Raw genomic sequence first — 18,606 nt, 5'->3', positions numbered from 1 at the left:
CGGGCCGCCCTCAGGCAGCCCGTTCGATCTCGCCGGCGCCGGCCGGCACTGTCCCGATGCGCGCGCCGGCGCGTTCAGCGCGCGGCGACCGGCCGCTCGAACGCGCGCAGGATCTTTTTCTCGAGCGCGATGTAGTCGCGACCGAAATGATGATCGCCGCCGGTGCGGATCACCTCGACGCCGGTATTCGCGAGTGCCGGGCACATCGTGTCCTGCTCTTGCGCGCCGTAGAAGCACTGGACGATCTGCGGCGGCACCTTCGCGATTTCCGGCGCGACCTTCAGCGCATGCTCGCTCGCCGGCATCCCGAGCCAGCCCGTGACGCGGATCTGGAAGTCGGCCGCCGGCGCGAAGCCGAGCAGCGACATCACCGACACCTTGTCGCGCAGATCGGCCGGCAGCCGGTTGTACGCGAACGGCATGACGTCCGCGCCGAACGAGTAGCCGACGAGCGCGACGCGGCTCGCATGCCAGCGCTTCATGTACGTGCGCATCACGCGCGCGAGATCGCGGCTCGTCTGCGCGGGCGGCTTCTCGCTCCAGAAGTAGCGCAGGCTGTCGATGCCGACCACCGACACGCCGTCGCGCTGCAGCGCTTCGGCGATCGTCTTGTCGAGATCGCGCCAGCCGCCGTCCCCCGAGATCACGATCGCGAGCCGGTCGCTGCCGCCGTTGGCCGGCAGTTCGACGAGCGGCAGGTCGGACACGTCCTGCTCGTCGGCACTGCCGTCGTCGTGCAGATGCGCCGCGACGAGCGACACGAGCTTCGCCGTATCGCCGGCCGGCACCATGTCGACGAAGCCCGGCATCGCGCGGCGCACGATCGTCGGATCGGGCGGGCACGGCTTGAAGCGCGGATCGAGCTTCGCGGCCGGCGCGACCGCGACGACGCCGGCGATCGTGTTCTCCGGCGCCATCGCGAGAATCTGCTTCGCGATCGCGCCGCCCTGCCCGACGCCCGCGACGATCGGCGTGTAGTAGCGCGACGACTGCGCGAGCCGTTCGAGCTGATGGCTGACCGCCTCGGCGTCGCCGTCGAGATGGTGGCAAGTCTCGGCCTTCGCGGCGAGCGTCTTCGCATAGCGCTCCGCATCGACGCCGACCGTCATCGCGCCGGCTTTCGCGAGCGCGTCGGCGGCCTGCTGATCGGCGGCCGTCCAGCCGGCCTCGCGCGAGAACAGCACGACGAAGCCGCGCAGCGGGCCGTTCGGCTTCGTCACCGTGACGGGCCCGTAGCGGCCGCCCGGCACCGTTTCGGTCTTCGTCGCGACCGGCTGCGCGGCGAGCGCGGCGCCGGCCAGCATCCATCCCGCGCAGGCGATTGCGGCCCGCGCGATTCCCTTCTTCGACATCATGAGCGCCGACCTCCAGCCAGCAATGACAGATCCGCGAGCGTGACGAACACGCCGACCGAACCGGACGCCGCGAGATAGCGCGGTTCCCAGTGCGGTTCGAACTTGCTCTTGAACGCACGCAAGCCGCGGAAGTTGTAGAAGCGTCCGCCGAAGCGCCACACCATCAGCCCGACCCGGTGCCACGGCGACGGCATCTTCGCCGCCCCCATCCCCGAGAACGGCGCGATGCCGAGGCTCAGCTTGCGGAAACCCGCTTCCTTCAGATGCAGCGCGAGCTGCGTAAACAGATACTCCATCGCGTACGGCGACGCCTCCGGCAGATGGCGCATCACGCCGACCGTCGCCTCGGTATTGAGGTCGGTCGTCATGAACGTGACGAACGCGATCGGCTTGTCGGCCTGGCGCACGAGCATCACCGATTGCGTCGCGAGATAGCCGTCGTGGAACGCGGCGACCGAAAAGCTCTTCTCGCGCGCGTCGCGCGTGTCGAGCCACACGTTCGAGATCTCGCGCAGCACCGGCAGCGCGGCCGGCACGTCGGCCGGTGCGATCACCTCGACCGACAGCGCGTCCTTGTCGCCGCGGCGCAGCGCATAGCGCAGATGCGAGCGATGCGAGCCCTTCAGATCGAACTCGTCGAGCGCGATATGCGCTTCCTCGCCGAGCTTCATCAGCGTGAGCCCGGCATCGAGATACAGCGGCAGCGCGTTCGCGCGCACCTGATAGAACGCCGCGCGCCCGCCGTGACGGTGCGCAAGTGCGATGAACTTGCCGATCAGCGCCGGCCACTCGTCGCGCGGGCCGACCGGATCGTAGAGCGCGGCCCACGTGCGGCCGTACTTCGCATACATCAGGAACGCGCGCCGCGAGTCCGAGAACAGGAACGACTTGTCGCCCATCAACGCGAGACCGGCATCGCTGCACTCCTGCGCGCGGACGATTCGCTCGGCGTCGAGCAGATCCTGCGGCGTGGGCTTGGTGAAGCGGCCGGGCGCCGGACGCAGCAGCTGCCACAGCGCGAACATCGCGACGAACACGCCGGCCGCGAGCGTCGCGCGCAGCGCCCGCGGCGCGCGCGCATCGAACGAGAAATGGGACCACAGCTCGCGCGTGTAAGGCACGTCGCGGAACGCGAAGCACAGCACCCACACCGCGAGGATCAGCACCATCGTCACGGACACGAACCAGCTCAGCGTGAAGCGCTCGGCGAGCAGCGACGAATGACGGTTGAAGCGGCGCCGGCTCACGAGCAGCAGGACCAGCAGCGTGCCGAGCACGCCCGCCTCGACGAATGCGAGTCCCTTCGCGAGCGACAGCGCGAGGCTTGCGAGCGTCAGCACGAAGGTCATCCACCACGCGCCGTCGAGCCGGCGCAGCAGCCCGCGCGCGACGAACAGCAGCGCGACGCCGAGCACGCTGCAGATCACCTGCGAGCCTTCGAGCACCCAGAGCGGGATGACGTTGCGCAGGATCGCGATGCGATGCCAGAACGCGGGCGTCGCGCTCGAGATCACCAGCATGCTGCCGACCGCGAACGTGACGAGGCTCAGGAACAGCGGCGCGAGCTGCGACACGCGCGCGGCCTGCCGCGACACGAGCCGGCGCCGCAGCGCGCGGCCCTCGAACGCGGCGAGCAGCCCCGCGGACAGCACGAGCGGCACGCCGAAGTAGATCGCGCGATAGGCGATCAGCGCGGCCAGCATCGCATGCGCGGGCACGGCGCTGCCGAGCGTGAACACCATCGCCGCTTCGAACACGCCGATCCCGCCCGGCGTATGACCGATCATCCCGAGCAGCAGCGCGGCCGCGTAGACGGTGATGAACGTCGGGAAGCCGACCGGCGCGGCCGGCAGCAGCACCCAGAGCGTGAGGCCCGCGGCGATCACGTCGAACACCGCGGATACGATCTGCGCCACGAAGTCGCGCCGCGCGGGCACGTCGAACGCGAGCCACTTGAAGCGCGTCACGACCGGCCGCGCGGCGGCGCCGCACATCATCGTCATCGCGGCCAGCACGACGAGCAGCACGATACCGATCGCCGTCATCGCACCGGGCGCGACGTGCAGCATCGCGCCGAGCGTGCCGGGCACGCACACCATGCCGATCGCCGTCATCCATATCAGCGCGAGCGCGAGCGTGGCGCTCGTGAACACCGTCATGCGGCCGATCTGCGCGGGCGTCACGCCCGACACGCCGTACACGCGCGCGCGCACCGCGCCGCCCGTCAGCGCGCCGAAGCCGGTCGCGTTGCCGAGCGCGGAGCCGGCGATCGCGCCGATCCACAGCGCCGCACGCGGCACCTTCGCCGCGACGTAGCGCAGGCCGACCGCGTCGCGCGCGACGAGCGCGACGTAGCTGAGCGCGGTCGCGGCGAGCGACGCGCCCCATTCGCCGGCGGACATGCGGCGCAGCTCGCGGATCACCGACCGGTAATCGACGGATTGCGACAGGTGCTGGAAAACCAGGATCAGCAGCACGCCGATGCCGAGCGCGAGCAGCGGCGACAGCACGCGCTCGTTGCGGATCAGCGCCGCGACACGGCCGATCGCCGACGCGGCACGGCCGGGCGAACCAGGGTGGCGGGAGGACATAGATTATTCGCGGTGATGCATAGCGGTCGCGGCGCGGATGCGAGGCGGCGACGAATCGGGTTGTTCTGCTTGGGCGGCCAACTGCGGAGCCACGCGAGCGGCGCCTGAATCAGAAACGGCGAGTATACGAAAACTACATTACAAAATCTTTCAGTCTGGGCGGGCGGCCGCGTCGTGAGCCACGCGGCGCGATCGTCCGGCCCGCACACGTCAAACATGCGCACGGAACGCATGATAGCCGGAATCGGCCGCGTTGTTTCATCGGATGAATCGTATGCGCGTGATCGCGGAGCAATCGGCGCGGGAGCGGCGTGCTAGGCCGGCCTCGCCTGTTCCCGCAGCACGTCGATGAACGCGCGGAGCTTCGCGGGCACGTGCTTGCGGTTCGCGTAATAGAGCCACATCGGCGGCAGCGCGCGGCACGCGCCCGGCAGCACCTCGACGAGCGTGCCGTCGCGCAGGTCGCGCTCGACGCGCGCGCGGATGAACGCGAATGCGATCCCGACGCCCGCGCGCGCCGCATCGATCACCGCATCCGCGTCGTTGGTGATGAACGCGCCTTCCGGGTCGAGATCGACTGCGCGCCGGCCGTCGCGCAGCAGCCACTTGTGCAGCCGTCCGCTCTCGGGGAACCGGAACCGGATGCATGCATGCGCGTCGAGTGCGGCGACCGACGCCGGCGCGCCGCGACGCGCGAGGTAATCGGGCGACGCGACGAGCGCGCACGACAGCGCGGGCGCGATCCGTACACCGATCATCCCTGGCTGCAGCCGGTCCGCGAGACGAATGCCCGCATCGAAGCCGTCGTTCACGATGTCGACAAGCGCGTTTTCGTAACGGATCTCGAGCCGGACCTTCGGATAGCGCCGGTGAAACGTCGCGAGCATCGGCGCGATCACCTGCGTGCGCGCGAGCGGCAGCGCGGTCACGCGCAGCAGCCCGCTCGGCTCGTCGTGCGCGGCGTTCAGCTCGTCGCGCGCCTGCGCGATCTGCCGGTATGCGGCCTCGGTGCGCTGCAGATAGCGCTGCCCCGCTTCGGTCAGGCTCACGCCGCGCGTGCTGCGGTTGAACAGCTTCACGTTCAGCTCGCCCTCGAGCTGGCCGATCGCGAGGCTGACCGCGGCCGGCGTGAGCCCCAGCGCGGCCGCCGCGCGCGTGAAGTTGCCGGACGTCGCGACGCTCATGAATACGTGCAGCCCGGCCATCGGATCGCGTCTTCTCATCATTAAAAAAACTTGAAACGCTTGCGAGCGGAATGCCGATTTTCGCATATACGGGAACGCCCTACACTCGTGCCGTCGTCTTCGGAACCGGTTACCTCGGCGATCGGTTCGGCCACCTTCCACACAACGAGGTCACACATGGCACAGAAACGCATTCTCATTACCGGCGCGGGCAGCGGGTTCGGCCGCGAGGTCGCGCTGCGGCTCGCGCAGCAGGGTCACGACGTGACGGCCGGCGTGCGCGTCGCGTCCGAAATCGCGACGCTGACGGAAGCCGCGACGCAGCGCAGCACAGCGCTGCGCGCGATCAAGCTCGACGTGACATCCGCGTACGACCGCGCACGCGCGGCCGACGCGGAGATCGACGTGCTCGTGAACAACGCGGGTGTCGGTGAAGCGGGCGCGCTCGTCGACCTGCCGGTCGAGATCGTCCGCGAGCTGTTCGATGTAAACGTGTTCGGCCCGCTCGATCTCACCCAGCAGGTTGCGCGCGGGATGCTCGCGCGCAAGCACGGCAAGATCGTCTTCGTCTCGTCGATCGCGGGGCTGATCACCGGCCCGTTCACCGGCGCGTACTGCGCGTCGAAGCACGCGGTCGAATCGGTCGCCGAAGCGATGCACGCGGAACTCGCGCCGCACGGCGTGCGCGTCGCCGTCGTGAATCCCGGCCCGTACAGCACCGGCTTCAACGACCGGATGATGGAAACGCCCGCGCGGTGGCGCGATCCGGCCGTGCATTTCGTGACGCCGTCGCGGCTGTCGTTCCCGCTCGAACAGCACGATCCGGAAGAAATGATCGCCGCGATGATCGGCGTGATCGTCGGCGAAGGCGGCGCATTCCGTACGCTGCTGCCGAAATCGGCCGAAGCGTTCGTGCGCGAGGAGCAGGCGCACGCGTGGACGCGCATGCAGTAACGGCCGTCGCGGCCGCGCGACGAGCCGCTCAGTACACGTCGCGCACGTAGCGCCGCGCCTTCGCGAGCCGCGCGACGTAGTCGTTCGCGGCCTCCTCGGACATCCCGCCGTGCTCGGCGACGACCGCCTTCAGCGCCGCATCGACATCCTTCGCCATCCGCGCGGCGTCGCCGCACACGTAGAAGTGCGCGCCCTCTTCGAGCCAGGCGAACAGCTCGGCGCCGTGCTCGCGCATCCGGTCCTGCACGTAGATCTTGTCGGCCTGATCGCGCGAGAACGCGAGATCGAGCCGCGTCAGGAAGCCGCTGTCGCGCATCGCGGTCAGTTCGTCGCGATAGTAGAAGTCGGTCTGCGCATGCTGCTCGCCGAAGAACAGCCAGTTGCGTCCGCGTGCGCCGCACGCCTGCCGCTCGTGCAGAAAGCCGCGGAACGGCGCGATGCCGGTGCCGGGGCCGACCATCACGATCGGCACGTCGCCGTTCACCGGCGGCCGGAAGTGTGCGGACTTCTGCACGAACACCGGCACGCGGCCGTCTTCCGCGCGATCGGCGAGAAACGTCGAGGCGACGCCTTTGCGTGCGCGCCGTCCGTTGTGATAGCGGACGGCCGACACCGTCAGATGAATCTCGCCCGGATGCGCGCTCGGGCTCGACGCGATCGAGTAAAGCCGCGGCTGCAGCCGCTTCAGCATGCCGACCAGCTCCGCGCCCGACAGCTCGACCGGAAACTCGTGCAGCACGTCCGCGAGCTGCTGCCCCCACAGCCACTGCTTCAGCTCGGCCTTGCGGTCGTCGCGCAGCAGCGTCTTCAGTGCGCCGTTCGCGCTGCGCGACGCAATGAACGCGAGCGTGTCCGGATGCGGGCGCGTGATGTCGAAGTGGCGCGCGAGCGCGTCGCCAAGGCGCGTGTCGCCGACGCCCGGCACCGACACCGGCGTATCGGCCTTCAGCGCCGTGACGGCCAGCAACTCGTCGACCAGTTCGGGGCAGTTGGTCGGCCACACGCCGAGCGCGTCGCCGGTTTCGTATTCGAGGTTCGCGCCGTCCGTCGACAGCGACACGTAGCGCGTATCCTTCGCGGCGCCCGGACGGTTCAGCCGCAGGTTCGCGACGAGCTTCGACGGCGCCGGATGGGCCTTGCTCGGCAGCAGTCCCGCCGCGTTGTCGGCGCCGGCCGGCACCGCGTGCAGCGCGGCGTCGGTGTCCTTGATCCGCGCGACCACGCGTTCGAGCCACTGGTCGGCGTCGCGCTGAAACTCGACGTCGCAGTCGACGCGCGCACAGAGCCGCGTCGCGCCGAGCTCCGCGAGCCGCGCATCGAGCCGGCGCCCGTGGCCGCAGAACTGGTCGTAGTTGCGGTCGCCGAACGCGAGCACCGCGAAATGCACGCCGTCGACGCGCGGCGCCGCGTCGCCGGCGAGCGCGTCCCAGAACTCGCGGCCGTTGTCGGGCGGATCGCCGTCGCCGAACGTGCTCGTCATCAGCAGCACGTATTGCGCGCTCGCGAGCGACGCGACCGGATAGTCGGCCATGCACGCGGTGCGGATCTCGAAGCCGGCGTTCATCAGCTGCGTCGCGTAATCCTCGGTCAGCGACTCGATGTTGCCGGTCTGCGATGCCCACAGCAGCACGACCTTGGGCCGCGTGCGCACGATCCGCACGCCGCCCGGCGCGGGCGCGGAGGCGTCCGCCGGCCGCGCGCGCGGCGCGGTGTCGGCCGCATCGGACGGCGTCGCGCGGCTGAACAGCCCCGCCAGCATGCCGTCGAGCCAGTAGCGCACGGGCGGCGCGAGCGGCGCCAGCGCGGGCAGCACCGGCACGCCGCCTTCGCGGCGGCCCGCGCTCGCCTTCAGCCCGCTGACGAGGCCGGCCACGTACGACCGCTCCGCGTCGGTCAACGGCGGCGGCGCGAAATCGGCCACGCCGAGCGCGGCCGCGAATGCATCGATGTCTGCCATGTCGAATTCCTGGGTAGCGGCGGCCGGCACCGGCGGCGTCGCCGGCGCGCTGCCGACCTCGTCGGCGTCGGCCCGTTGCATCGCCTCGGGCTCAGCCGCGAACGCGCCGGTGTCGACGCGGCGCAGCGCGACCGCGCAGTATTTCAGTTCCGGCTGCTGCGATTCGGCGTCGATCGCGTCGTGCGTAACCGCGTTGATGCAGAGGTCGTCGCCGTACACGTCGTTCCAGTGCATCGGCGCGAAGCACTGGCCGCGCTGGACGCGCTCCGTCACGACCGCCGGCAGCACCGCGCGCCCGCGCGCCGAACGAATTTCGACACCGTCCTTCGCACGCACGCCGAGCGCACGCGCGTCGTCGGGGTGCAGCTCGACGAACGGCCGCGCATTGAGCTTGTTCAGCATCGCGACCTTGCCGGTCTTCGTCATCGTGTGCCACTGGTGCTGCAGCCGGCCGGTGTTCAGCACGATCGGGAACGTATCGTCGGGCAGTTCAGCCGGCGCGACGTGCGGCCGAGCGAAAAAGCGCGCCTTGCCCGACGGCGTCGGAAACGCGAGACGCGGCGTGCGCGCCGCATCGCCCGCGCCCTCGGCCGCGTGTTCGGTGCGCAGCGTCTGACTCACGCCGTCGTTCAGATAGCGCAGCGGATGGCGCTCGCGCGCCGTGCCGGGCGCGACGGGCCACTGCACGGGCCCTTCGCGCAGCACCGCGTGGCTCGCGCCGCGCAGGTCGTAGCCGGTCGCCGGATTCGAGAAGCGCACGATCTCGTCGAACACGTCGGCCGCCGACGCGTAGTCGAACGCGTCCTCGAAGCCCATCGCGCGCGCGACCTCGGCGACGATCCGCCAGTCGGGCAGCGCATCGCCGGGCGGCGCGATCGCCTGCCGCATCAGCGTCATGTTGCGTTCCGAGTTCACCATCACGCCGTCGCCCTCGGCCCACAGCGCACCGGGCAGCAGGATGTCCGCGTAGCGGTTCGTTTCGGTATCGAGAAACGCATCCTGCGCGATCACGAGCTCGGCGGCCTGCAGCGCGGCGATCACGTTCTGGCGATTCGGCACGGTCGCGACCGGGTTGGTGCAGATGATCCAGCACGCCTTCACGTCGCCGGCCTGCATCCGCGCGAACAGGTCGACGGTGCCGCCGCCCGCCTCCGCGCGCAGCGTGCCGTGCGGCACGCGCCACAGATCCTCGACGAACCGGCGGTCCGCTTCCGACAGCGTCGAACGCTGGCCCGGCAGCCCGGGGCCCATGTAGCCCATCTCGCGGCCGCCCATCGCGTTGGGCTGGCCCGTCAGCGAGAACGGGCCGCTGCCGGGCCGGCAGATGCGGCCTGTCGCGAGATGCAGATTGCAGATCGCGTTCGTGTTCCAGACGCCATGCGTGCTCTGGTTGAGCCCCATCGTCCAGCAGCTCGTCCACTCCGGCGCGTCGCCGATCCACTGCGCGGCCGTGCGGATGTCGGCTTCCGCGAGGCCCGTGATCGCGGCGACGCGCTCGGGCGTGTAGTCCGCGAGAAACGCGGGCATCGCGTCCCAGCCTTCGGTGAATTCGCCGATGAACGCGCGATCGATGCGGCCGTTCGCGTGCAGCAGATGGAGCAGCCCGTTCATCAGCGCGAGATCGGTGCCGGGCCGGATCTGCAGGAACAGATCGGCCTTGTCGGCGGTGCCCGTGCGGCGCGGATCGACGACGATCAGCTTCGCGCCGGCCTTCACGCGATCCATCATGCGCAGGAACAGGATCGGATGACAGTCGGCCATGTTCGCGCCGATCACGAAGAACAGGTTCGCGCGATCGAAGTCCTGGTACGAACCCGGCGGGCCGTCCGCGCCGAGCGACTGCTTGTAGCCGGTGCTCGCGCTCGCCATGCAGAGCCGCGAATTCGACTCGATGTTGTTGGTGCGCACGAAGCCCTTCGCGAGCTTGTTCACGAGGTACTGCGCCTCGATCGACAGCTGCCCCGATACGTAGAACGACAGCGCGTCCGGGCCGTGCGTGTCGAGCACCGCGCGCAGGCGGCGCGCGGTCTCCGCGATCGCGTCGCGCACCGGCAGCGGCACGTGATCTTCGTCGCGCGCACGCCGCACGAATGCGCGGTCGAGCCGCCCGGAGCGGCGTAGCGGGACGTGCGCCGACGAGCCCTTCGTGCAAAGCCGCCCGAAGTTGGCCGGATGATCGGGGTCGCCCGAGACCTTGACGACCTCGCCGTCCTCGACGTGCAGCACCATCCCGCAGCCGACGCCGCAGTACGGGCATACGCTCTTCACGCTGGTGGCGGTCATGCGCGCTCCGCGATGGTCAGGCCGCGACCCACACGTAGCCGTCCTCGACACGCGACGGATACGCGTTGACCGACTGCTCGGGCGCTTCGACGCATTCGCCGGTGCGCAGGTCGAAGTGGTGCTTGTACAGCGGCGAGGCGACCACCACGCGCTCGCCGAGGCTGCCGATCAGCCCGCGCGACATCACGGCCGCGCGCGAGACCGGATCGACGTTGTCGATCGCGTACACGCCGCCGTCGCCGTGCGCGACGTGGAAGACGGCGACCTGTTCGCCGTTGACGAGTGCGCAGACGCCGGTGTTCGGCACGATGTCGTCGAGTGCGCAGACGCGCGTCCAGGACAGCGGAAGACGATCGTTCATCGGACTCTCCTTGAAGATGACAGTGGCACGGATCAGACGGTTTCGGATTCGGCGACGCGCTCCGCCGCGACGACCGGGATCGCGACGCGTTTGCCGCCGACGCGTTCCTCGGGCGTGGCGGGCCGGATCTGGCCGCGCGTTTCGACGAACGCGATGGTCGTGTCCGGCGCATCGCTGTTGACGAAATGGCGGAAGCGGCGGCGCGTGTCGGGATCGTTGACGGCCTTCTTCCACTCGCACTCGTACGTGTCGACGACGTGCTGCATGTCGGCCTCGAGTTCGGCCGCGATGCCGAGCCGGTCGTGCACGACGACGTCGATCAGGTAGTCGAGGCCGCCTTCGAGGTTGTCGCGCCACACGCTGGTGCGCTGCAGCCGGTCGGCGGTGCGCACGTAGAACATCAGGAAGCGGTCGATATAGCGGATCAGCGTGTCGCGATCGAGATCGGCGGCGAGCAGCTCCGCATGCCGCGGCTTCATCCCGCCGTTGCCGCAGACGTACAGGTTCCAGCCCTTCTCGGTCGCGATGATGCCGACGTCCTTGCCCTGCGCTTCCGCGCATTCGCGCGTGCAGCCCGACACGCCGAACTTGATCTTGTGCGGCGCGCGCAAGCCCTTGTAGCGGTTCTCGATGTCGATCGCGAGCCCGACCGAATCGTCGACGCCGTAGCGGCACCACGTCGAGCCGACGCACGACTTCACGGTGCGCACGGCCTTGCCGTACGCATGCCCGGATTCGAAGCCGGCCGCGATCAGCTCTTCCCAGATCGACGGCAGCTGCTCGACGCGCGCGCCGAACAGGTCCACGCGCTGGCCGCCGGTGATCTTCGTGTACAGCCCGTACTTCTTCGCGACCTGCCCGACGGCGATCAGCCCTTCGGGCGTGACCTCGCCGCCCGGCATGCGCGGCACGACCGAATACGTGCCGTCGCGCTGGATGTTCGCGAGGTAGTAGTCGTTCGAATCCTGCAGCCCCGCATGCTCCTTCTTCAGCACGAATTCGTTGAAGCACGACGCGAGAATGCCTGCGATCGCCGGCTTGCAGACGTCGCAGCCGAGCCCGCGGCCGTGCTTCGTGAGCAGATCGTCGAAGGTCCGGATCCGCTCGACGCGCACCAGATGGAACAACTCCTGCCGCGAATACGCAAAGTGCTCGCACAGATGGTTGTTGACGGCGAGCCCTTGCTTCTTCATCTCGGCCTTCATGATCTGCGTGACGAGCGGCACGCAGCCGCCGCACGACGTGCCGGCGCCCGTGCACGACTTCAGCGCGCCGAGACTCGTCGCGCCGTCGTTCACTGCCGCGCAGATCTGCGACTTCGACACGTTGTTGCACGAGCAGATCTGCGCGCCCGCGGGCAGCGCGTCGACGCCGAGCGCAGGTTTCGCCGCGCCGTCCGACGACGGCAGGATCAGGAATTCGGGCCGCTCGGGCAGCTCGATGCGGTTCAGCATCATCTGCAGCAGCGTGCCGTATTCGGTCGCGTCGCCCACCATGACGGCGCCGTGCAGGAACTTGCCGCAGTCGGACACGACGAGCTTCTTGTAGATCTGCCGACGCTCGTCCGCGTACTGATAGGTGCGGCTGCCGGCCGTCGTGCCGTGCGCGTCGCCGATGCTCGCGACGTCGACGCCCATCAGCTTCAGCTTCGTGCTCATGTCGGCGCCCGCAAACACGGCGGTTTCGCCGGTGCGGCCCGCGAGCTGCTTCGCGACCACGCGCGCCATGTCGTAGCCGGGCGCGACGAGCCCGTACACGGTGCCGTTCCACGCCGCGCATTCGCCGATCGCGTAGATGTCGGCATCGCTCGTACGGCACGCGTCGTCGATCGCGACGCCGCCGCGCGGGCCGATCTCGAGCCCGCAGGCGCGCGCCAGTTCGTCGCGTGCACGGATGCCGGCCGAGAACACGATCATGTCGGTGTCGAGATGCGTGCCGTCCGCGAACACCATGCGATGCGTACCCTCCTCGCCGTCGACGATCTCGAGCGTGTTCTTGCCGGTATGGACCGTCACGCCGAGCGCTTCGATCTTCGCGCGCAGCATGCGGCCGCCGCCGTCGTCGACCTGCACGGCCATCAGCCGCGGCGCGAATTCGACGACGTGCGTATCGAGCCCCATGTCGCGCAGCGCCTTCGCGCATTCGAGGCCGAGCAAACCGCCGCCGACCACGACGCCGCGCTTCGCGCGCGCGCCGCACGCCTGCATCGCTTCGAGATCCTCGATCGTCCGGTACACGAAACAGTCCGCGCGATCGTGGCCGGGCACCGGCGGCACGAACGGGCGCGAACCTGTCGCGAGCACGAGCTTGTCGTACGCGAGCGTGTCGCCCGACGCGAGCGTGACCGTGTGCGCGGCGCGGTCGATCGACACGACGCGCGCATTGAGCCGCAGGTCGAACTGCGGATGGCGCGCGAAGAAGCCGGGCTCGACGAGCGAGAGGTCGTCCGCCGATTTGCCCGCGAAGAACTCGGACAGATGCACGCGATCGTAAGCCGGACGCGGCTCCTCGGCGAGCACGGTCGCCTGCACCGCCGCGGTTTCGGCGGCGACGCATTCGAGGAGCTTGTGGCCGACCATCCCGTGGCCGATGACGATGAGTTTCATGATGGCGTTTCCTTCGGTCGATCAGTTCGCGGCGTTCGCGGCAGCGAGTGCGCGGTCGCGCAGCTCGGCCTCGCGCGCCTTGTGTTCTTCGCTAAAGCGCACGGCCATCGCGCACAGCGCAGTTGCCGTGACGGCGAGTCCGAGCAGGCTCAGCGCGTGCTGCACGTCGCCGACGCCCTTCAGCAGGAAGCTCGCGGCGACCGCGCCCACGTTGCCGCCCGCACCGACGATCCCGGCGACGCCGCCGAGCGCCTTGCGGTCGATGAACGGCACGAGCGCATAGGTCGCGCCGCACGCCATGTGCGTGAACAGGCCGAAGGTCAGCATCGCGACGAGCGCGATGCCGACGCTCTGGGCGTGCGAGAACCAGATCAGCCCGAGTCCTTCGCCGACGATCAGCGCGCAGAGCAGCGTCGCACGCACGTCGAGGCTGCGGCGCGCGGCGACCTTGTCCGACAGCCAGCCGCCGAGTGCGCGCGCAAACAGCGCGAGCAGCCCGAACAGGCCGGCCGCGAGGCCCGCATCCTTCAGCGACAGATGGAAGTGATCGACGTAGTAGAGCGCGGCGATGTTGTGGATGAACACTTCGACGCCGAAGCACGCGCCGTACGTGACGAACAGCATCCACACGCGATAGTTCGCGCACGCGGTAAAGAAGCTCGCCCAGCCGCCCTTCTTGCCGCTGTCGATCGTCACGCCCGCTTTGCGCAGCGCGATGAAGTCGCCTTGCGGGCAGTCCTGCGCATAGCGCCAGTACGCCCATGCCATCGCGAGCATCGCGATGCCGGGCACGACGAGCGCGGCGCGCCATGCCGAATCGTCGCCGAGGCCTAGCATCAGGCCGGCCGCGACGAGCAGCGGCATCAGCGCCTGCGTCGCGCCGGCGCCCGCGTTGCCCCAGCCGGCCGTGGTCGCATTCGCGGTGCCGACGACGTTCGGCGCGAACATCACCGACGTGTGGTACTGCGTGATCACGAAGCCCGCGCCGATCGCGCCGATCCCGAGCCGGCAGATCAGGAACGACAGGTAGTCGTGCGTGAACGACACCGCGAACACCGGAATCGCGCCGAGCACGAGCAGGCCGACGTAGACGCGGCGCGGACCGAAGCGGTCGCACAGCGGGCCGACCAGCAGCCGCACCGCAATGGTCGCAGCGACGGCAGCGATGTTGATGTTCGCGACCTGTGCGGCGCTCAGATGGAATTCACGTGCGATCAGCGGCATCAACGGCGCGCACGCGAACCATGCGAAGAAGCAGACGAAGAACGCCATCCACGTCAGATGGAACGCGCGCATCGGCGCGGTGCGGAGGCTGAAGAGATCGATACGGGTAGCTTTGTCGGTCATGTCATCCGCCAAACGAAAAACGGCGTCCTGCGCACACGGTCTCGTTAGTCGAGAGCCGGTGCGTAGGACGCCGTTGCCCATGAAGCCCGTTGCCGGGCGCGTCGGTATTCGGTACTGCGAGCCGGATCGCCGTTGATCCGCCCGGACGCTGTTACGCAAGCGCCGTGCCAATGACGCGGCCAGCGCGCCGCAACGCCCGCCGCGCAAGGCGCGCGCGGCATCGGACCATGCGCGCGGCGCCCCTGCTGACGACGCACGCCGACGCAGCGAGGCACAGATGTGGTGCGATGCAGCACTGAAGCCGTGCGACATCGCGGTGCGCGGCAGCCGCCATCGATGCACGTCGATGCGGCATCGCGTCGGCTCGCATCGCGCGGCCCTGCACGCGCACCGCGCGATTGCGCCACGCATCGCGATGCGCGCGATACCGGTTGGCCCGGATATTGCTGAATCGAAAGCGGACATCGGCAACGACGCCGATGTGCAGTGTCGGAACGAGCGGCCCGTCGATGCGGACGGGCAAATCGGGACAACGGCGTCCGTTGCGTGCGCGGCATCGCCGGGTGCGGCCGTCATATCGGCTGCCGACGCTGCCGCAATGACCGCGTTAAACGACCGCCCGCCCGGGCGGCGATGGAATACGACATGACGACTGGAAAAGTCACGCTGCTGGGCGCCGGGCCCGGCGATCTCGATCTCCTCACGCTGAAGGCCGTGAAAGCGCTGGCGGCCGCCGACGTGCTGCTGCTCGACGATCTCGTCGACGCGCGCATCGTCGAACTCGCGCCGCATGCACGCGTCGTGCGCGTCGGCAAACGCGGCGGCTGCCGCTCGACGCCGCAGGCATTCATCGAGCGGCTGATGCGCCGCTACGCGCTGCGCGGCGCGCACGTCGTGCGCGTGAAAGGCGGCGATGCATTGCTGTTCGGCCGCGCCGGCGAAGAACTCGCGACGCTGCGCGCCGCCGCGATTCCGGTCGAGATCGTGAACGGCATCTCCTCGGGCTTCGCGGCCGCCGCGAGCCTTGGCGTGTCGCTGACGCACCGCGAGCATTGCCAGGGCGTCACGTTCGTGACCGCGCATCGGCAGGATCACGGCGAGCCCGACTGGGCGCAACTCGCGGCGACCGGCACGACGCTCGCGATCTATATGGGAATGAGCCGCATCGAGCGGATCGCCGCCGGGCTGCTCGCCGCATTGCCCGCGTCGACGCCCGCCGCGGCCGTGCAGTGGGCCGGCACGCCTGCCGAACGGCGCTGGATCGGCACGCTCGGCGCGCTGGCCGACGGCGTCGAAGCGGCAGGGCTCGGCAGCCCCGCCGTGATTCTCGTCGGCGCGGCGATCGGCGAAGCGGGCGCGCTCGCGCTCGATGCCGATCGTGCCGCCGCCCTGTCGCGGGCCGCGTAGCATGCGCGGCGTCATCCCGCCTCTCGTCGAATCCCGCGTGCGGGCTGGCTGCGACACGCGCCGCCGATACGTCGTCGCGTGTCCGATTCCGTCCGCCATCGATCCGCAACCGTTCCCGTTCGTGCAATGAGCTCGCCCGTTCTGTCCGGCCGCTTGCGCGTGCTGCTCGTTACCGACACCGACAAACCGATCGGCGAACTGCGCACGGCGCTCGCGCAGCGCGGCTACGACATGCTCGCCGACGTCGCGACGCCCGCGCGTCTGCCCGCCGCCGTGGAGGAGCAGCGTCCCGACGTCGTGATCATCGATACCGATTCGCCGTCGCGCGACACGCTCGAACAGCTCGCGGTGATGCACGCGACCGCGCCGCGTCCGGTCGTGATGTTCAGTCACGACGCGGATCAGGCGCTGATCCGCGCGGCCGTGGGCGCGGGCGTCAGCGCGTATCTCGTCGAAGGGCTGTCGGCCGAGCGGCTCGCGCCGATCCTCGAAGTCGCGCTCGCGCGCTTCTCGCACGACGATGCGCTGCGTCGCCGGCTCGCCGACGTCGAGCGCGAGCTCGCGGAGCGCAAGCTGATCGACCGCGCGAAGCGCCTGCTGATGGATCAGCGCAGGCTGTCCGAGCACGACGCATACGCGACGCTGCGCAAGCGCGCGATGGATCAGGGGCTGCGCATCGTCGACGTCGCGCGCCAACTGCTCGATGCGTCACCTTCGTCTTCCTCGTCATGAATACTTCGCCCCCCGCAGCGCCCGAACGCTGCCATCTCCGCATCGGCTTCGTCGCGCTCAGCGACGCGGCACCGCTGATCGTCGCGCAGCGCCTGAAGCTCGGCGCGGCGCACGGACTCACGCTCGAACTGAGCCGCGAGCCGTCGTGGGCCGCCGTGCGCGACAAGCTGCTGAGCGGCGAGCTCGACGCCGCGCATACGCTGTACGGGCTCGTGTGCGGGCTGCAGCTCGGCATCGGCGGCCCGCAGGCCGACATGGCCGCGCTGATGGTGCTGAACCGCAACGGTCAGGCCATCACGTTGTCGCGCACGCTCGCCGACGCCTATCGCGCGCACGGCAGCGTGCGCGACGCGTTCGCGACGCTCGGCCGCAAGCCGCTGCTCGCGCAGACGTTCCCGACCGGCACGCACGCGATGTGGCTGAACGCCTGGCTCGCGTCGCACGACGTCGATCCGCTGCACGACGTGCGCAGCGTCGTGATTCCACCGCCCGAGATGGTCGCCGCGCTCGCCGGCGGCGAACTCGACGGCTTTTGCGCCGGCGAGCCCTGGCATGCCGTGGCCGATGCGTGCGGCGCGGGCCGCACGGTCGCCGTCACCAGCGAGATCTGGCCCGACCATCCGGAGAAGGTGCTCGCGAGCCGGCGCGATTTCGTCGCGCTCTATCCGGCGACGTCGCGCGCGCTGATCCGCACGCTCGTCGACGCGTGCGCATGGCTCGACAGCGCCGCGCACCGGCGCGAAGCGGCCGACTGGCTCGCGTCGCCCGACGCGCTCGGCGTGCCGGCCCGGCTGATCGCACCGCGCCTGCTCGGCGACTACGGAGCGGGGCCGTTCGCGCAGCCGCCGCTGCCGATCCGCTTCCACGACGGCGGCGCGGTCAACCGGCCCGATCCGCGCGACGGCCGCTGGTTCCTCGCGCAATACCGGCGCTGGGGCATGCTCGACGGGCCCCACGACGACGCGGGCATCGCCGCGGCGATCGCGCAGACCGCGTTGTATGATGCTGCGGTCGCCGAACGCGGCACGACCGGCGCGTGATGCGCCGAACGCGCCGAACGCGCTGCAACGCGCGCCGGCAAGCCGGCATGGGGGCGCGGCCTCACGCGCGTCGTCGCGGAGGTGCAGGCCCGCCACGGCGGGCACGCGCCGCCGCCGTTCGGGACGACGCCGTACCGCTCGCTCCGTCCCCCGATCCGAACCGATGCCGAAACGATCGCGCACGCCGCTCGACGTGCTGCTCACCGAAATCCGCGCCTGCCGCGCATGCGAAGCCGACCTGCCGCTCGGCCCGCGCCCCGTCGTGCGCGCGCACCGCGATGCGCGCATTCTGATCGTCGGCCAGGCGCCCGGCGCGCGGGTCCATGCGAGCGGCATTCCATGGGACGACGCGAGCGGCAAGCGGCTGCGCGACTGGCTCGGCGTCGACGCCGACACGTTCTACGACGACACGCGCTTCGCGATCGTGCCGATGGGCTTCTGCTATCCCGGCCGCGGTGCGAGCGGCGACAATCCGCCGCGTGCCGAATGCGCGCCGCTGTGGCTCGAGCGGCTGCTCGCCGAGCTGCCGTCGATCCGGCTGACGCTGCTGATCGGCCAGTACGCGCAGCGGCATTTCCTGCGCGACACGCGCAAGCCGACGCTGACCGATACCGTCGCCGCATGGCGCGACTACGGTCCCGACGTACTGCCGCTGCCCCATCCTTCGCCGCGCAATCAGGCGTGGTTCAAGCATCATCCGTGGTTCGACGCCGAAGTCGTGCCGGAGCTGCGGCGGCGCGTCGCGCCGCTCATCGCCGGCTGAGCGCGGGCCGCGCCGATTCCGGCCAC

At 70.0% G+C, this 18,606-nt stretch carries 13 protein-coding genes; 5 read left to right on the top strand and 8 right to left on the bottom strand.

Translation table 11 applies throughout. The annotated features are described in order from the left end of the window. Positions 1–74: 74 nt before the first annotated feature. From BCR55_RS25750 to BCR55_RS25740, 3 genes are all read right to left on the bottom strand, one after another. Complete coding sequence (locus BCR55_RS25750; RefSeq protein ID WP_006403451.1) at positions 75–1,355, bottom strand: virulence factor family protein; 1,281 nt, start codon at positions 1,353–1,355, stop codon at positions 75–77. Further along, positions 1,352–3,946 carry a bifunctional lysylphosphatidylglycerol flippase/synthetase MprF gene (gene mprF, locus BCR55_RS25745; RefSeq protein WP_065496474.1) on the bottom strand — a complete coding sequence of 865 codons (2,595 nt, stop codon included), beginning with the start codon at positions 3,944–3,946 and terminating at the stop codon, positions 1,352–1,354. The genes BCR55_RS25750 and mprF overlap by 4 nt, the downstream gene beginning before the upstream one ends. 314 nt (positions 3,947–4,260) lie before the next feature. Further along, the gene (locus tag BCR55_RS25740) at positions 4,261–5,169 is read right to left on the bottom strand and encodes a LysR family transcriptional regulator (RefSeq protein WP_172488728.1); all 909 of its coding nucleotides are present in this window, start codon (positions 5,167–5,169) and stop codon (positions 4,261–4,263) included. A gap of 138 nt (positions 5,170–5,307) precedes the next feature. Here BCR55_RS25740 and BCR55_RS25735 point away from each other — a divergent pair, with 138 nt between their 5' ends. Next, a complete protein-coding gene (locus BCR55_RS25735; RefSeq protein WP_059940520.1) occupies positions 5,308–6,084 on the top strand; it encodes an SDR family oxidoreductase in 777 nt (258 codons plus the stop codon). Positions 6,085–6,112: 28 nt separating this feature from the next. On the opposite strand, the gene BCR55_RS25730 is transcribed toward BCR55_RS25735, so the two are convergent. The 5 genes from BCR55_RS25730 to BCR55_RS32790 form a co-directional block, all read right to left on the bottom strand. After that, positions 6,113–10,324: a bifunctional nitrate reductase/sulfite reductase flavoprotein subunit alpha gene (locus BCR55_RS25730; protein ID WP_053298489.1), complete on the bottom strand. Its 4,212-nt coding sequence runs from the start codon at positions 10,322–10,324 to the stop codon at positions 6,113–6,115. A 16-nt stretch (positions 10,325–10,340) separates the two neighbouring features. Further along, positions 10,341–10,685 (bottom strand): nitrite reductase small subunit NirD, encoded by a 345-nt coding sequence (gene nirD, locus BCR55_RS25725; protein WP_006403445.1) that lies wholly within the window; start codon positions 10,683–10,685, stop codon positions 10,341–10,343. Between the two features lie 32 nt (positions 10,686–10,717). Further along, the gene (gene nirB / locus BCR55_RS25720; protein WP_065496472.1) at positions 10,718–13,291 is read right to left on the bottom strand and encodes a nitrite reductase large subunit NirB; all 2,574 of its coding nucleotides are present in this window, start codon (positions 13,289–13,291) and stop codon (positions 10,718–10,720) included. Positions 13,292–13,312: 21 nt separating this feature from the next. Beyond that, complete coding sequence (locus tag BCR55_RS25715; protein ID WP_035945924.1) at positions 13,313–14,638, bottom strand: MFS transporter; 1,326 nt, start codon at positions 14,636–14,638, stop codon at positions 13,313–13,315. A gap of 151 nt (positions 14,639–14,789) precedes the next feature. Further along, positions 14,790–15,161: a hypothetical protein gene (locus BCR55_RS32790; RefSeq protein ID WP_065496470.1), complete on the bottom strand. Its 372-nt coding sequence runs from the start codon at positions 15,159–15,161 to the stop codon at positions 14,790–14,792. A 122-nt stretch (positions 15,162–15,283) separates the two neighbouring features. On the opposite strand from BCR55_RS32790, the gene cobA reads away from it, so the two are divergent. The 4 genes from cobA to BCR55_RS25690 all read left to right on the top strand — a co-directional run bounded on the left by cobA (position 15,284) and on the right by BCR55_RS25690 (position 18,580). After that, on the top strand, positions 15,284–16,045 hold the full coding sequence (gene cobA / locus BCR55_RS25705; RefSeq protein WP_006403441.1) for a uroporphyrinogen-III C-methyltransferase: 762 nt from the start codon (positions 15,284–15,286) through the stop codon (positions 16,043–16,045). A gap of 126 nt (positions 16,046–16,171) precedes the next feature. Further along, positions 16,172–16,777 carry an ANTAR domain-containing response regulator gene (locus BCR55_RS25700; protein ID WP_006396953.1) on the top strand — a complete coding sequence of 202 codons (606 nt, stop codon included), beginning with the start codon at positions 16,172–16,174 and terminating at the stop codon, positions 16,775–16,777. Further along, positions 16,774–17,817 carry a CmpA/NrtA family ABC transporter substrate-binding protein gene (locus BCR55_RS25695; protein ID WP_006403439.1) on the top strand — a complete coding sequence of 348 codons (1,044 nt, stop codon included), beginning with the start codon at positions 16,774–16,776 and terminating at the stop codon, positions 17,815–17,817. Before BCR55_RS25700 ends, BCR55_RS25695 begins: the two co-directional genes overlap by 4 nt. Positions 17,818–17,980: 163 nt before the next feature. After that, complete coding sequence (locus tag BCR55_RS25690; RefSeq protein ID WP_065496468.1) at positions 17,981–18,580, top strand: uracil-DNA glycosylase family protein; 600 nt, start codon at positions 17,981–17,983, stop codon at positions 18,578–18,580. Positions 18,581–18,606 lie beyond the last annotated feature (26 nt).

This window comes from Burkholderia sp. CCA53 (assembly GCF_001685525.1).
In the GTDB taxonomy this organism is placed as follows: domain Bacteria; phylum Pseudomonadota; class Gammaproteobacteria; order Burkholderiales; family Burkholderiaceae; genus Burkholderia; species Burkholderia multivorans.
The sequence above is the reverse complement of the archived record's forward strand: the minus strand, read 5'-3'. Positions and strand labels throughout refer to the sequence as shown.